The sequence below is a fragment of the Bradyrhizobium sp. WSM1743 genome (assembly GCF_000473065.1).
Taxonomy (GTDB): Bacteria; Pseudomonadota; Alphaproteobacteria; order Rhizobiales; family Xanthobacteraceae; genus Bradyrhizobium.
Genome location: NZ_AXAZ01000068.1, coordinates 1 through 13,710, shown reverse-complemented (window position 1 = coordinate 13,710; position 13,710 = coordinate 1). Strand labels below are relative to the sequence as shown.

The window sequence follows — 13,710 nt, the reverse complement described above, 5'->3', positions numbered from 1 at the left end:
TTCTTGCACTTAGGCGACCGGCGCGTCGGGCGCAGGAGCTGCGTCCGGGACCGGTTTTGGGCGCCCCTTCCGGAAATAGATCGGCGCAAACGCCTCTTTCTGGTTCAGCTCGAGCTGACCTTCGCGCACCAGTTCGAGCGCGGCGGCAAAGCTCGAGGCGAACACCGTCGCGCGCTGCGTCGGGTCGGCGACATGCCGGATCAGGAAGTCGTCGAGCACGCCCCAATCGTCCTGCTCGGTGATGCTGCCGACCAGCCGCTCCAGCGTGGCGCGCGCTTCGGCAAGCGACCACACCGTGCGTTTGGCCAGATGCACGCTCGCCAGCACGCGCGACTGGCGCTGCGCGGCATAGGCCGTGAGCAGGTCGTAGAGCGTCGCCGTGTATTTCGGATGCTTGATCTCGGCGATCTGCTCGGGCTCGCCGCGCGGGAAGATGTCGCGCTGCAATTGCGGCCTGTTCATCAGCCGGTTGGCAGCTTCGCGAATGGCTTCCAGCCGGCGCAGCCGGTTGGCGAGCGCAGTCGCCATCTGCTCCGCGCTCGGGCCTTCCGCACTCGGCGGCTCCGGCAGCAGCAGGCGCGACTTCAGGAAGGCAAGCCAGGCCGCCATGACGAGGTAGTCGGCGGCAAGCTCCAGCCGAATCTTTCGCGCCGCTTCGATGAAGTGGAGATACTGGTCGGCCAGCGCCAGGATCGAGATCTTGGCGAGGTCGACCTTCTGCTGCCGCGCCAGTGCGAGCAGGAGGTCGAGCGGGCCCTCATAGCCCTCGACGTCCACCACCAACGCCGGCTCACCCTCGGCGAGCTCTGCGGGCCGCCCGGTTTCAAACGATAGGATTTCTGCGGTCATGCCGATGCCGTGTTTGCCCGTGCGATCAATGCGTCCAGTTCGGCGCGTGCGGCCACGCGGTCGAATGGCTGCGGCGGCTTGCGTGCGGCGAGCGCGGCGTTCGCCCGCTCCAATGCCCTGCCGGACAGTTCAGGTGTCTGGCCGGCGACGTCGCGCATCTCCTCGATATTGCCGTTGCAATGCAGGGCCACGTCGCAGCCGGCCGCGAAGATGGCGCGGGTCCGCTCGGCGATATTCCCCGACAGCGCGTTCATCGACACGTCATCACTCATTAACAAACCCTGGAACTCGATTGCGCCGCGAATCACGTCAGCAATCATTGTCGCAGATGTCGTCGCCGGATGGGCGGGGTCGACTGCGCTAAACACAACATGTGCAGTCATGGCCATTGGCAGGTCCGAAAGCGGCTTGAACGCCGCGAAATCGGTGCGTTCCAGCTCGTCCCGGGGTGTATCGACGGTCGGCAGCTTGAAGTGGGTGTCGGCGGTTGCCCGGCCATGACCGGGAATGTGCTTGAGCACCGGCAGCACGCCGCCCTGCTCCAAGCCCTCGGTGACCGCGCGCGCAATCGCCGCGACCTTGCCCGGCTCCGTGCCGTAAGCCCGGTTGCCGATGACCGCGTCAGCGCCCGGCACCGGCACGTCAGCCAATGGCAGGCAGTCCACGGTAATGCCGAGATCGGCGAGATCGGCCGCGATCAGCCGGGCACTGAGGCGTGCGGCAGTGAGCCCGAGCGCCGAATCAGTATCGTACAAATTCGCGAATACGGCCCCCGGCGGATAGATCGGCCAGTGCGGCGGGCCCAGCCGCTGCACCCGTCCGCCCTCCTGATCGATCAGGACAGGCGCGTCGGCAGCATCCGCCACCACCCGCAATTCCGTAACCAGTGCAGCAACTTGAGCCGGTGTCGCGACGTTGCGCTTGAACAGGATAAAGCCCCATGGGCGTTCGCCACGGATAAACTCCCGCTCAGCGGCGGTCAGTTCCGTTCCGGATACGCCGGTAATGAAGGCCCGCGTGCTCATAACGGCCGATTAACCCTGCCCCGCTGGGGGGTCAAGGAAACGGCCGTTAATTCCTCTGGACGAAGCAAGCAGACAGGCCTGCGGACTTCAGGCTGTTGCAAGCCTGCGTCGCCTCCTCGGCCGAAGCGTAGGGACCAGCGAAGGCGCGGTAGACGATCCCCTTGCCCTTATCAGTCAGATCGACCCGCTTGATCACAGGCGAACGGGAGCCGAGCACGCTGCCATACTTGCTCTGCAGCACCCGGTAGGAAGCGGCCGCACTGTCCTCACTCTGCTGCGAGGAGACCTGCACGATGTAGCCGCCGCTGCTGCTGGGCGCGATTTGCGTCGGGTTGGTGGCAGCCATCCGCTGCGGCGGCTCGGCCGGCGCTCCCGATTGCGGGGCGAGCGAAAGGGGTTGGTTGACGCTGGCATTTGCCGAGGTCGGCGGATTGCGCGGCGCGGCCGGCGGAGCGGGCGCGGCAACAGGTTTCGGCGCCGCGGGCGTCGGCTTGGCGGCCGCTGATTGCGGCACGGCGCTGTCGGTTTGATCGCCCTTCACGGCCACGGTCCTGATCGCACGCGGCGAATTGTTCGGCAGCGTGCCGTTGCTCGGAGTCGGCCCCGCGCTCGGCGGAGGCACCGCAGACGGCGATACGCTGGCCACCGACGGCGGGTTCGCATTCTGGTTCAGCGGCGGGAACACCACGCGGGGACCGCCCGCCCTGGCGTTGACGTCGACGGGAGCCTCCTCGCGCGGCACGATCTTTTCAGTGCCGTCACCGCTGACCATGCGGTCTGGCACCTTGGCCGCGGAGTCCGTCGGAGCCGGCACGATCTTGGTCGGCGTGTTGTCAGCCTTGATGATCGGCGGCTCGCCGCTGCGGGGCGAGCCGATATAGGTCTTGTAGGCGAACGCCGCGCCGGTGCCGACCACGGCAAGCGCCAGGATCGCCGCGACCGTTATCATGCCGCCGCGCTGCTTCTTCGGCTCCTCGACTTCGGCCTCGGGATAGTCGCTCTGGTACGCGTAAGGGTCATCCGGATAGGCCGGCTCGCGCTGGTAGTCTTGCTCGCCTGTCTCCAGCCGGCCGTAGAGCGCATCGTCGTAGCGCGAGGCATCGGGCTGCGCATACGGCTCCTGATAAGCCTGCTCCTGGTAGGCTTGGCCATGCTGCTGGTAGGACTGATCCTGAAAACCCTGATCCTGATAGGCCTGCGGCTGATGAACATCAGGCTCGGGCACGGCAGGCTTGGCTGAATAGCGGTGCAACGGATGAACCGGGCTGACCGAGACGGGATAGTCAGGCTCCGGCGCGGGTGCCGGCTGCGGCTGCACGTTGGCGCGCCGCATCCATGAGGGCGGCCCAGGCGATGGCAGCGCCTGCTCGGCGTAATCCTGCTGATCGTCGGCCTGGCGGTAATCGTCTTCATTATAGCTCTGGGCGGGCGCCGCCGGCGGACGCGCAGTCGGTTGCCCCTGCGCTGCGAACGGATCGGTTTGTCCGATCAGACGGGCGAGCTCGGCCAAGGGATCATTTTCCGCCTTCCCATGCTGATCGCCACCGCGACCATATGCATCGGAGGGAAACGGTCTGTCCTGATATCGTTCGGCCATCGTGATGATGCGTCCCTTCGGGAAAGCCGCGCGCCCCTCGACCAAGGCACGGCTTTCGACCCACAAGGCTTTCAACCAAGTCTAAGCGGTCCGGCTTCTGCCGGTTACCCCCGAATTCCCCTTAAGTAGTTCGCCCCAAACTACCGCATCTCGTCCGGAGCATGGACGCCGAGGATGGCGAGGCCCGATGCCAGAACCGAGACGACGCCCTGGACCATCGCCAGCCGCGCCTTTGTAAGATCTGCATCATTATTGATAATGAAGCGTAAATAGGGCAAATCGCGCCCTTTCGTCCAAAGTGCGTGAAATTCGCTGGCTAAATCATAGAGATAAAAGGCAATTCGGTGCGGCTCGTGGGCGCTGGCTGCCGCTTCCAGCATGCGCGGATAAATTGCGAGACGCTTGAGAAGATCGAGTTCCACGGGGTCCGACAGCCGCTCGACCGCCGACTCAGCGAGCCAGGCGATGCGCTTGCCGGTATCCTCAGGCAATTCCGGGAACACCTCGGCCCGCGCATTGCGGAAGATCGAGTGGCCGCGTGCATGACCGTACTGGACGTAGAACACCGGGTTGTCGCGCGACTGCTCCATGACCTTGGCGAGGTCGAAGTCGAGCACCGCGTCGTTCTTGCGATAGAGCATCATGAAGCGGACGGCATCCTGGCCGACCTCATCCACCACCTCACGCAAGGTGACGAAGTCCCCGCTCCGCTTGGACATTTTGACCGGCTCGCCATTGCGCAGCAGCTTCACGAGCTGCACGATCTTGACGTCGAGCGATCCCTTCCCCGAGGTCGTCGCCTTCACCGCCGCCTGCATCCGCTTGATGTAGCCGCCATGGTCGGCGCCCCAGACGTCGATCATCTCGGCAAAGCCGCGGTCGAACTTGTTCTTGTGATAGGCGATGTCGGAGGCGAAGTAGGTGTAGGAATTGTCCGACTTGATCAGCGGACGATCGACGTCGTCGCCGTAAGCCGTCGCCTTGAACAGCAGCTGCTCGCGGTCCTCCCAATCCTCGACCGGCGCGCCCTTCGGCGGCGGCAGGCGGCCTTCGTAGATGTCGCCCTTGGCGCGCAGGAAGTCGATGGTCTCGGCAACCTTGTTGTTGCTACCCTCGATCAGCGAACGTTCAGAGAAGAACACGTCGTGACGGATGTTGAGCGCGGCGAGATCGTCCTTGATCTCGTCCATCATCATCGCGATCGCCTTGGCACGCACCGTCGGCAGCCACTCAGCCTCGCTCTTCGCGACCAGTTTGTCGCCGTGCTCCTTCGCCAGCGCCTCGCCGACCGGCTTCAGGTAGTCGCCTGGATATAGACCTTCGGGAATGGCGCCGGTGTCCTCGCCGAGCGCCTCGCGATATCTCAGGAAGGCGGAGCGCGCGAGCACGTCGACCTGCGCGCCGGCATCGTTGATGTAATATTCCCGCGTGACGTCGTGGCCCGCGAACTGGAGCAGGCTGGCCAGCGCGTCGCCAAACACGGCGCCGCGGCAATGGCCGACATGCATCGGACCGGTCGGATTGGCCGAGACGTATTCGACGTTCACTTTGGAGCCGCCGCGGATGCGGCCGTAATCGGCGCCCTCGCGCAGCACGGTCCGCAGCGCCTCGGCCCAGGCGGCCGGCCTCAAGGTCAGATTGATGAAGCCGGGACCTGCGACGTCGACCTTGGCGATCAGCGCATCCGTGCGCAGCCGCTCGGCGATCTGCTCGGCGAGATCGCGCGGCTTTGCCTTTGCCTCTTTCGCAAGCACCATCGCGGCGTTGGTCGCCATGTCGCCATGGGTGGCGTCGCGCGGCGGCTCGACCACCACCCGCGAGAAATCGATGCCCTCGGACCAATTGGCGTCCGCCGCGAGCGCACGGCAGGCGGCGTGCACGCGTGCGAGCACATCGGCGAACAGATGCAGGGATGGGGATGTCTGGGGCATGGCCGCCGCCTAACGCAAATCCGGGGTCGAGTCAAAGAGCCGCTGGTGCTCGGTCAGGGCGAAACGGTCGGTCATTCCGGCAATGAAATTGCCGATCCGGCGTGCCCGGTCGCCCTCATTGTCCGCCTCCGCGCCCAACAGCCATTCCGGCGGCAGCTCGGCTGGCACCTTCAGGTATTTCGCGAACAGATCGAACAGGATCTGCTCCGCCTCCCCCATCACGCGCATCACCCGCTCGTGGCGGTACATGTGTTGGTACAGGAAGGTCTTGATGGCAGCCTCTTCCTCCGCGACCTCGACCGGAAACGCGATCAGCGCCCGGCTCTGCTGGCGCACGTCCTGGGCCGATTGCGGCTTGACGGCAGCGAGGTTCTTCTGCGTCTCCGCAAACACCGCCCCGATCAGATGCGAGATTAGCTCGCGCACCAGCTCGGCGCCGCGCCGGACGTCCTCGAGATCGGGATAATGCGCCGCAGTCTCGGCGATGATCTCCGCGGTCAGCGGCATTGCCTTGAGATCGTCGAGCTGGAACAGGCCGGCGCGCAGGCCGTCATCGATGTCATGGGCGTCATAGGCGATGTCGTCGGCGATCGCGGCGACCTGCGCCTCCAGCGAGGCAAAGCTCCACAATTCGAGATCATAGGTCTTGACGTAGTCGGCGATCCCAACGGGAACGCCATGCTCGCGATAGCGCCCAACCGGGACGCCGCTGCGGTCAGTCAGCGGGCCGTTGTGCTTGACGATGCCCTCCAGCGATTCCCAGGTCAGGTTGAGCCCGTCGAACTCGGGATAGCGGTGCTCGAGCGAAGCCACGACGCGGAGCGTCTGAGCATTGTGGTCGAAGCCGCCAAATTCCTTCAGGCAGGCGTCCAAGGCCCGCTCGCCGGCATGTCCGAACGGCGGATGACCGAGATCGTGCGCGAGTGCGAGGGTCTCGGTTAGGTCCTCGTCCAGCCCGAGCTGCCTGGCCAGCGCGCGGGCGATCTGCGCCACCTCCAGCGAATGGGTCAGCCGGGTGCGGTAGTGGTCGCCCTCGTGGAACACGAACACCTGGGTCTTGTACTTCAGGCGGCGGAACGCGGTGGAATGGATCACCCGGTCGCAATCCCGCCGGAACGGGCTGCGGGTCCGGCTCGGGGGCTCGGCGACCAGCCGGCCGCGGCTGCGATCGGGGTCGCAGGCATAGGGCGCGCGGGGGGCTGCCATTCCGACGGACACGGCGAATTTAGTCCCTATCCATTTGATTCTGCGTATGGTGGCACTTAACTATGTCAGGCGCGGGATACCAAATGAATTGGGTATGACTGCGGGACTATTGGAGACCAGTGATGACGACTGCCGTGACCATCAGCGACCGGGCCGCACGCCGGATTGGGGAGATCCTCAAGGGCGAAGGTGCTGGCGCGATGCTGCGCATCTCCGTCGAGGGCGGCGGCTGCTCCGGTTTCCAGTACAAGTTCGACATCGACCGTGCCCGCACCGAGGACGATCTCGTGATCGAGCAGGAGAACGCAGTGGTGCTGGTCGATTCCGCCTCGCAGCCGTTCCTTGCGGGCTCGCAGGTCGATTTCGTCGACGATCTGATCGGCGCCTCGTTCCGCGTCAACAATCCCAACGCGACCGCGTCCTGCGGCTGCGGCACCAGCTTCTCGGTCTGACCGGCTAGACGCCCGTTATCTGTCTTTCCTCGTCCCTCCAATCCACGTCGACCGGCATCAGCACCGGCTGGAGCGGCGCGTCCTCCGACATGGTGTGCCCGTCGAGCGCACGCAGCAAGGCTGCGATCAGCGCCTGCTTGCGCAGCGGTTTCGCCAGAAAGTCCGACATGCCCGCTTCGCGGCAGATCCTGACGTCCTCGGGAAAGGCGTTGGCGGTGAGCGCGACGATCGGCAGGACCTCGAAGCGGCCTCCCTGCGCACGGATCGCGCGGGTAGCAGCAAGTCCGTCCATGTCGGGCATGCGCACGTCCATCAGCACCACGTCGTAGTGGACTTCGGAGGCCTCCGCGACGGCTTCGGCGCCGTCCGTGACGACGCGCAATTCGACGTCGAAGGCCCCCAGCATCTTGCTCACGACCATGCGGTTGACGGCATCGTCCTCTGCGACCAGCACCTTGAGCGGCCGATCGAGGCCGGCGATGCGGGCTTTCAGCTCCTCTGCCTCGTCGCGCCCGGCCGCGGCATCGGACGCCTGCGCCTGGCTCCAGGGCAGCACCAGCGTGAAGCGGAAGGTCGAACCCTCGCCCGGCGCCGAGGTGACGCCGATGGTGCCGCCCATCTGTTCGATGATGCGCCTGCTGATCGCAAGGCCGAGGCCGGTGCCGCCGAAGCGGCGGCTGATCGAGGCATCGGCCTGGGCGAAGTCGCTGAACAGCAGGCCGAGCTTTTCCGGGGCGATGCCGATGCCGCTGTCGGTCACGGTCCATTCGACGGTCGCCAGCAGGTCGCGGCGCGCCTGGCAGATGACTGATATCCTGACCTCGCCTTCGTCGGTGAACTTCACCGCATTGGACGCGAGGTTGAGCAGCACCTGGCGAATGCGCGCGACGTCGCCGCGCAGCGTCGGCGGCAGGTCCGGATCGAGCTCGACCTTGACGGATAACCCCTTGCCCTTGGCGCTCGCGCGCACCACGCTCGCAACCGTCTCGACCAGCGCCTGCGGGGCGAAGTCGATCACCTCGAACTGGAAGCGGCCAGCCTCGAGCTTGGACAGGTCGAGAATGTCGTTGAGGATACGCTGGAGATTGTCGCCGGACTCGCGGATCGTGGTGACGGCTTCGCGCTGCTCCGGATCAAGCTTGGTTTCGAGCAGCATGCTGGCAAGCCCGAGCACACCGTTCATCGGCGTGCGGATCTCGTGGCTCATCACCGCCAGGAAGTCCGACTTGGCGCGGCTCTCGGCCTCGGCCTTTTCCGCGCGCCAACGCTCGGTCACGTCGCGGCCGAAGCCGCGATAGCCGAGGAACATTCCTTCGCGATCATAGGCGGGCTTCGCCGTCAGCGACCACAAGCGCGCCTCGCCGCCGGCGACGACCTTGAGATTCATCTCGTTCAGCGGCTCGGCCTGCTCCATCAGACCGACGATGTTGTAGGCCGCGGACTTGTCTTCGGGGCACAGCATGTCGAGCACGTCGGCGAATTGCGATCCTTTCAGCAGCGGAAGCGGCAGCTGCGCGACGTCCGCGAAGCGTTGAGGCACGTCGATCAGATGCCCCTCGGCATCGGTCTGCCACAGCCAGTCGCTGGCGTTCTCCTGAAAGTCCTTCAGTAGCAGCGAGATGATCTCCGTCTGGCGCTCGAGCTCAAGCTGGGCCTTGAGATTGCCGAGGAACAGATTGCCCTGGCAGACGATGTTACGCGCCATGAAAAACGCGAACAGCAGCAGGAACACCGCGGTCACGAGATACGGACCCGTGCCGCACAAGAGCAGCGCGCCGGCGCAGGAGGTCGTCATGGTGGCGAGATAGACGAGGCCGGCGCGCGGGAAGGTCGAGAGCGTGAAGGCGCCGCCCGACATCATGCCGACCATCAGGCAGGCCAGGATCAATTGGCTGGTCGGCTCGATGCGGCTGAACAAGGCGAGCGGCAGCGTGCTCCAGATCGCGGCCAGGAAAAATGCCTGCCGCAGCATCTGCCGCGCGGCGCGGAGCGAAGCCTCCTGCGGCGGGTTCTGATGCGACTTGTGCCACGCGCGCACCGCGAGCGAGGCGGTGGCCGCGAGCGTCAGGCCCCAGATCGCGAGGAAGTCGTTCCAGCCCCTGCCCCAGAACAGGATCAGCACGATGGCAACGTTCAGCATCGTCACCGACATCGTCACCGGGATCAGCCGGGTCACGGCGTCGATCTGCTTGGCGCGGACGCGGCGGATCTCACGCTCGCTGAGATCGGCAGTCAGGCCGTCCTCGATCTCGAAGCCGCCGAGCCAATACAGGAACGCGCCGATCAGGCCGTCACGCGGCTGAGCTCGCTTCATCGACTTATCCGGCCATCCCATCCGCGGAACCTTCTGACGATCAATGGCCCGCCGCCTGCTTAGACCGGGTTAATTTTGTGGGAGATTTTGCGGCGTCCTTGACGGGCGCGTTTGCAGTTTGTTCTAACCATGGTCCCTGCCCGGAGCCCGCCGACATGCCCATCAGAGTAGCGACGTGGAACGTGAACTCGGTCCGACAGCGGATCGATCTGCTCCTGTCCTGGCTGAGGGAGTGCCAGCCCGACATCGTCTGCCTGCAGGAGATCAAATGCGTCGACGAGGCCTTTCCGCGGCTGGAGATCGAGGCGCTGGGCTACAACGTGGTGACGCACGGGCAGAAGACGTTCAACGGCGTCGCCCTGCTCTCCAAGCTCCGGTTCGACGAGACCAAGTCGGGCCTCGCCGGCGACGACGAGGATACGCATGCCCGGTTCCTCGAGGGCGTGGTGACGCTCAAGCGCGGGGTGCTGCGCATCGCCTGCCTTTACCTGCCCAACGGCAATCCGGTCGGGACCGACAAATATCCCTACAAGCTCAAATGGATGTCCCGGCTTCTTGATTATTCGAAAGAGCGACTCAAGGCGGAGGAGCCGCTGATCCTCGCAGGCGACTTCAACGTCATCCCGCATGCCCGCGACGTGCACAATCCGGCCGCCTGGACCGAGGACGCCCTGTTCAAGACCGAGACGCGCGAGAGCTTCCAGTCCCTGCTCGGCCTCGGCCTGACGGATGCCTTGCGGGCGGTGACCGACGAGCAGGGCCTCTACACCTTCTGGGACTATCAGGCCGGGGCCTGGCAGAAGAACCAGGGCCTGCGGATCGATCATCTCTTGCTGTCGCCGCAGGCCACCGACCGGCTCGCCAATGTCGGCATCGACAGCTATGTGCGCGGCTGGGAGAAGCCCTCGGATCACGTGCCGGTGTGGGCGGATCTGGATCTGGAGGCGGCCTGACGCCGCCCCGCCGTGGAGCTACTCCCGGCGGCCCTGCACCCACTGCTCCAGCATTTGCAGGCACATGGCGCGGTCGTCGTCGGAGGCCTTTGCGAAGGCGCGGTTGTAGCTTTCCTTGATCCAGACCTCCTCGGGACCAGCGCTGTCGCGCGCCAAGGTCAGCCACATCAGGCCGCGCGCGGCCTGCCGCGGCAGGCGGTCGCCGTTGAACAGCATCTGGCCGAGCAGTGCCTGGGCCTGGTGCTGCCCCTTCTGCGCGGCGAGACCGAGCCAGCGCGCGCCATAGCGGAAGTCCTCGCGCGAGGCGTCCGGGGTCTTCAGGTACAGACGGGCGAGGTCGTACTGCGCGTCTGCGTTGCCGAAATAGGATGCGGCATAGGAGAACATCTCCCGCGCACGGTCCGGATCGGCCTTGATCTTCGAATTCGGAATGCCGGCCAGATAGTAGCGGCCGAGCGCGACGAAGGCATTGGCGACGATCTGCGCCTGCGGCGCCGACGGGCTGTCCTCGGCATGCGCGTTGGCGATCCGGCTGAAATATTCGAAGGCACGCAAATCGTCCTGGGCGACGCCATCGCCATTGGCGTACATGCGGCCGAGCTTCCACTGCGCGATGGGGTGGCCACCCTCGGCAGCATATTGCAGGGCGCTGAGCGAGGTTTCCTGGGCTGCGACCGCCGGCGGAACCTTGGTGCGCACCGCACCCGCCGCGCCTGGCAAGGTGGTCACGACCGGGATGGTCGCGTCCTTCGGATTGACCGGCGCGCCGTCGAAGGCGAACGCCGGCGCGGCCAGCGCAGCCGCCCCCAACATAAACGCAACTGTGGCACGCCTAGATGTCCGCATAGCACTGTTTCTCGTGCGCGCCGCCCGGATGGGTCACTGCCCCTCCGACCGCTGGTCCAACCTGCTGAGCATATTTCCAGAGCGCACCCGACGTGTGGTTAGTCGCGCGGGCGCTCCATTTGGTTTTGCGCTGGGCGAGCTCGGCGTCGCTCAACTTTACGTTAAGGGTACCGGCGACCGCGTCGATCTCGATGATGTCGCCGTCCTCGAGCAGCCCGATCGGGCCGCCGACCGCCGCCTCTGGCCCAACATGGCCGATGCAGAAGCCGCGGGTGGCGCCGGAGAAGCGGCCGTCGGTGATGAGCGCAATCTTGCCGCCCATGCCCTGGCCGGTCAGCGCCGCTGTGGTCTGGAGCATCTCCCGCATACCGGGACCGCCCTTCGGCCCCTCGTAGCGGATCACGATGACTTCGCCTTCGCGGTAGGTGCGGTTCTGGACCGCCTCGAACGCGTCCTCCTCACGGTCGAAGCACCTGGCCGGACCGGTGAACTTGAGGTTGGACATTCCCGCGACTTTCACGATCGCACCTTCTGGCGCCAAATTGCCCTTCAGACCGACCACACCGCCCGTCACGGTGATGGGTTTGTCTGCCGGGTGCACCACGTCCTGGTGCGGATTCCACTTCACGCTCTTGAGGTTTTCGGCGATCGTGCGGCCCGTGACGGTAAGGCAATCACCGTGCAGGAAGCCGTTGTCGAGCAGCGTCTTCATCAGAAGCGGTATGCCACCTACTTCAAACATGTCTTTGGCGACATAACGGCCGCCCGGCTTCAAATCCGCGACATACGGTGTCTTTTTGAAGATTTCGGCAACGTCGAACAGGTCGAACTTGATGCCGGCCTCGTGCGCGATCGCCGGCAGGTGCAGCGCAGCATTGGTCGAGCCGCCGGACGCCGCGACCACGGCAGCCGCATTCTCCAGCGCCTTAAGAGTGACGATGTCGCGCGGCCGGATGTTTTGGGCGATCAGGTCCATCACCTTCTCGCCCGCGGTCATGCAGAAGGCATCGCGGATCTCGTAGGGTGCCGGGGCACCGGCCGAGTACGGCAATGCGAGGCCGATCGCCTCCGAGACGGTCGCCATGGTGTTGGCGGTGAACTGCGCGCCGCAGGCGCCCGCCGAGGGGCAGGCCACGCGCTCGATCTCGTCGAGGTCCTCGTCCGACATGGCGCCGACCGAGTGCTTGCCAACGGCCTCGAACATGTCCTGCACGGTGACCTGCTGCCCGCGGAAGTTGCCGGGCAGGATCGAGCCGCCGTAGATGAAGATCGAGGGGACGTTGAGGCGGACCATCGCCATCATCATGCCCGGCAGCGACTTGTCGCAGCCGGCGAGCCCGACCAGCGCGTCATAGGCGTGGCCGCGCACGGTCAGCTCGACCGAGTCGGCGATGCATTCCCGTGACGGCAGCGACGAGCGCATGCCGTCATGGCCCATGGCGATGCCGTCGGTCACGGTGATGGTGCAGAATTCGCGTGGCGTGCCGCCGGCCGATGCCACGCCCTTCTTCACCGCCTGGGCCTGGCGCATCAGCGCGATGTTGCAGGGAGCGGCCTCGTTCCAGCATGAGGCGACGCCGACGAAGGGCTGGTGGATCTGCTCGGTGGTCAGACCCATGGCGTAGAAGTAGGACCGGTGCGGCGCGCGCGCAGGGCCTTCCGTCACGTGACGGCTCGGCAGCCTCTGCTTGTCGGTCTTAGCGTTCATCGCAACCAGTTTCCCCAGCCAACCCTTTCAGACCCGAAAAATCAGAGCCAAGATTTGAATCGACCTTGGGATTTTCTCGTCGCCTTCGAAGACCGCCGCTGCCCTTTAAAACAACATTAGAGCGATTTTATTCATGTTCAGGTGTGGCTAAAAAGCGGCGGCGATGCGAACCGCCAGTGATGAGGGTTAAATCCGGACCGACTGTTGCGCAAGCGGCACAATCGTTACCGGGAAGACACGGGTGGGATTACAAAGATACCTATTCATGAAGGCCATTCACAACTTGAAATTTTAGGTTGGATAAATCACTTCCGAATCTGAGTCGATGATGTGGGTGACAGTTCGGCTGAGTCGGAGCGCCTTTCCTAGCAACGACAACGCCCTTCGTGTCCCGGACAAGCCGCAACGCGTGAAGCGTTGCGGCGCCGAGCCGGGACCCAGGGCGACACGGCACAATGCGGCGACGTGGGCCCCGGCTCTGCAGCGCATCGTCGAAGAGACGCTGCGCTGCGTCCGGGGCACGAGAGCGGAGCGTGGCAGCAGCTCTCCAACGTGCATTCCGATTGCAGACATGCCTTCGCATTCCCGCGGCGCTTTGCCCGAGCTTTGCTTGATCGCTCCACCCTCCTATACAAGAGGGCGCAGGGAAGGCCGGGTGCCGGCTGGCACCCGCGTTCCGCTGCGCGAAGATGTAACGCAAGGAGACCGCACAGCAGCATACAGGTGAAGCCCAACACACGGCCTTCCCTGCGCGATGGTCGGACGGCTTATGCCGTGCTCTCCCGGGAGCCGAGTTCCTTCTGGCCTCCCTCACTCCCGCGAAATTCAC

The 13,710-nt window shown here is 65.2% G+C and carries 10 protein-coding genes; 2 read left to right on the top strand and 8 right to left on the bottom strand.

From position 1 onward, the window contains the following. Window positions 1-9: 9 nt before the first annotated feature. From YU9_RS0130615 to YU9_RS0130595, 5 genes are all read right to left on the bottom strand, one after another. On the bottom strand, window positions 10-849 hold the full coding sequence (locus YU9_RS0130615; RefSeq protein ID WP_025036467.1) for a ScpA family protein: 840 nt from the start codon (window positions 847-849) through the stop codon (window positions 10-12). Next, window positions 846-1,874: a beta-N-acetylhexosaminidase gene (gene nagZ / locus YU9_RS0130610; RefSeq protein WP_027576216.1), complete on the bottom strand. Its 1,029-nt coding sequence runs from the start codon at window positions 1,872-1,874 to the stop codon at window positions 846-848. The genes YU9_RS0130615 and nagZ overlap by 4 nt, the downstream gene beginning before the upstream one ends. A 46-nt stretch (window positions 1,875-1,920) precedes the next feature. Continuing rightward, complete coding sequence (locus YU9_RS0130605) at window positions 1,921-3,471, bottom strand: SPOR domain-containing protein (protein WP_027576215.1); 1,551 nt, start codon at window positions 3,469-3,471, stop codon at window positions 1,921-1,923. Between the two features lie 140 nt (window positions 3,472-3,611). After that, window positions 3,612-5,402, bottom strand: a complete 1,791-nt coding sequence (gene argS, locus YU9_RS0130600; protein WP_027576214.1) for an arginine--tRNA ligase — start codon at window positions 5,400-5,402, stop codon at window positions 3,612-3,614. Window positions 5,403-5,411: 9 nt separating this feature from the next. Next, entirely contained in the window at window positions 5,412-6,620 is a 1,209-nt protein-coding gene (locus tag YU9_RS0130595) for a deoxyguanosinetriphosphate triphosphohydrolase (RefSeq protein WP_027576213.1), read from the bottom strand. Window positions 6,621-6,730: 110 nt separating this feature from the next. Between YU9_RS0130595 and erpA the strand changes: the two genes are divergently transcribed. Further along, window positions 6,731-7,060 carry an iron-sulfur cluster insertion protein ErpA gene (erpA, locus tag YU9_RS0130590; RefSeq protein ID WP_027576212.1) on the top strand — a complete coding sequence of 110 codons (330 nt, stop codon included), beginning with the start codon at window positions 6,731-6,733 and terminating at the stop codon, window positions 7,058-7,060. Window positions 7,061-7,064: 4 nt separating this feature from the next. Here erpA and YU9_RS0130585 read toward each other — a convergent pair whose 3' ends face one another. After that, on the bottom strand, window positions 7,065-9,395 hold the full coding sequence (locus tag YU9_RS0130585) for an ATP-binding protein (RefSeq protein WP_027576211.1): 2,331 nt from the start codon (window positions 9,393-9,395) through the stop codon (window positions 7,065-7,067). Between the two features lie 134 nt (window positions 9,396-9,529). Between YU9_RS0130585 and xth the strand changes: the two genes are divergently transcribed. Then, window positions 9,530-10,327 (top strand): exodeoxyribonuclease III, encoded by a 798-nt coding sequence (gene xth, locus YU9_RS0130580; protein WP_036018554.1) that lies wholly within the window; start codon window positions 9,530-9,532, stop codon window positions 10,325-10,327. Between the two features lie 18 nt (window positions 10,328-10,345). Here xth and YU9_RS0130575 read toward each other — a convergent pair whose 3' ends face one another. Together YU9_RS0130575 and ilvD are read right to left on the bottom strand one after the other, a co-directional pair. After that, window positions 10,346-11,173, bottom strand: a complete 828-nt coding sequence (locus YU9_RS0130575; RefSeq protein ID WP_027576209.1) for a tetratricopeptide repeat protein — start codon at window positions 11,171-11,173, stop codon at window positions 10,346-10,348. Next, window positions 11,160-12,881: a dihydroxy-acid dehydratase gene (gene ilvD, locus YU9_RS0130570; protein ID WP_027576208.1), complete on the bottom strand. Its 1,722-nt coding sequence runs from the start codon at window positions 12,879-12,881 to the stop codon at window positions 11,160-11,162. Before ilvD ends, YU9_RS0130575 begins: the two co-directional genes overlap by 14 nt. Window positions 12,882-13,710 lie beyond the last annotated feature (829 nt).

What these genes read in the sequence shown, in the direction of transcription:
- YU9_RS0130615 (WP_025036467.1), bottom strand. Translation starts at nt 849, where the DNA reads ATGACCGCAGAAATCCTATCGTTTGAAACCGGGCGGCCCGCAGAGCTC.
- nagZ (WP_027576216.1), bottom strand. Translation starts at nt 1,874, where the DNA reads ATGAGCACGCGGGCCTTCATTACCGGCGTATCCGGAACGGAACTGACC.
- YU9_RS0130605 (WP_027576215.1), bottom strand. Translation starts at nt 3,471, where the DNA reads ATGGCCGAACGATATCAGGACAGACCGTTTCCCTCCGATGCATATGGT.
- argS (WP_027576214.1), bottom strand. Translation starts at nt 5,402, where the DNA reads ATGCCCCAGACATCCCCATCCCTGCATCTGTTCGCCGATGTGCTCGCA.
- erpA (WP_027576212.1), top strand. Translation starts at nt 6,731, where the DNA reads ATGACGACTGCCGTGACCATCAGCGACCGGGCCGCACGCCGGATTGGG.
- YU9_RS0130585 (WP_027576211.1), bottom strand. Translation starts at nt 9,395, where the DNA reads ATGGGATGGCCGGATAAGTCGATGAAGCGAGCTCAGCCGCGTGACGGC.
- xth (WP_036018554.1), top strand. Translation starts at nt 9,530, where the DNA reads ATGCCCATCAGAGTAGCGACGTGGAACGTGAACTCGGTCCGACAGCGG.
- YU9_RS0130575 (WP_027576209.1), bottom strand. Translation starts at nt 11,173, where the DNA reads ATGCGGACATCTAGGCGTGCCACAGTTGCGTTTATGTTGGGGGCGGCT.
- ilvD (WP_027576208.1), bottom strand. Translation starts at nt 12,881, where the DNA reads ATGAACGCTAAGACCGACAAGCAGAGGCTGCCGAGCCGTCACGTGACG.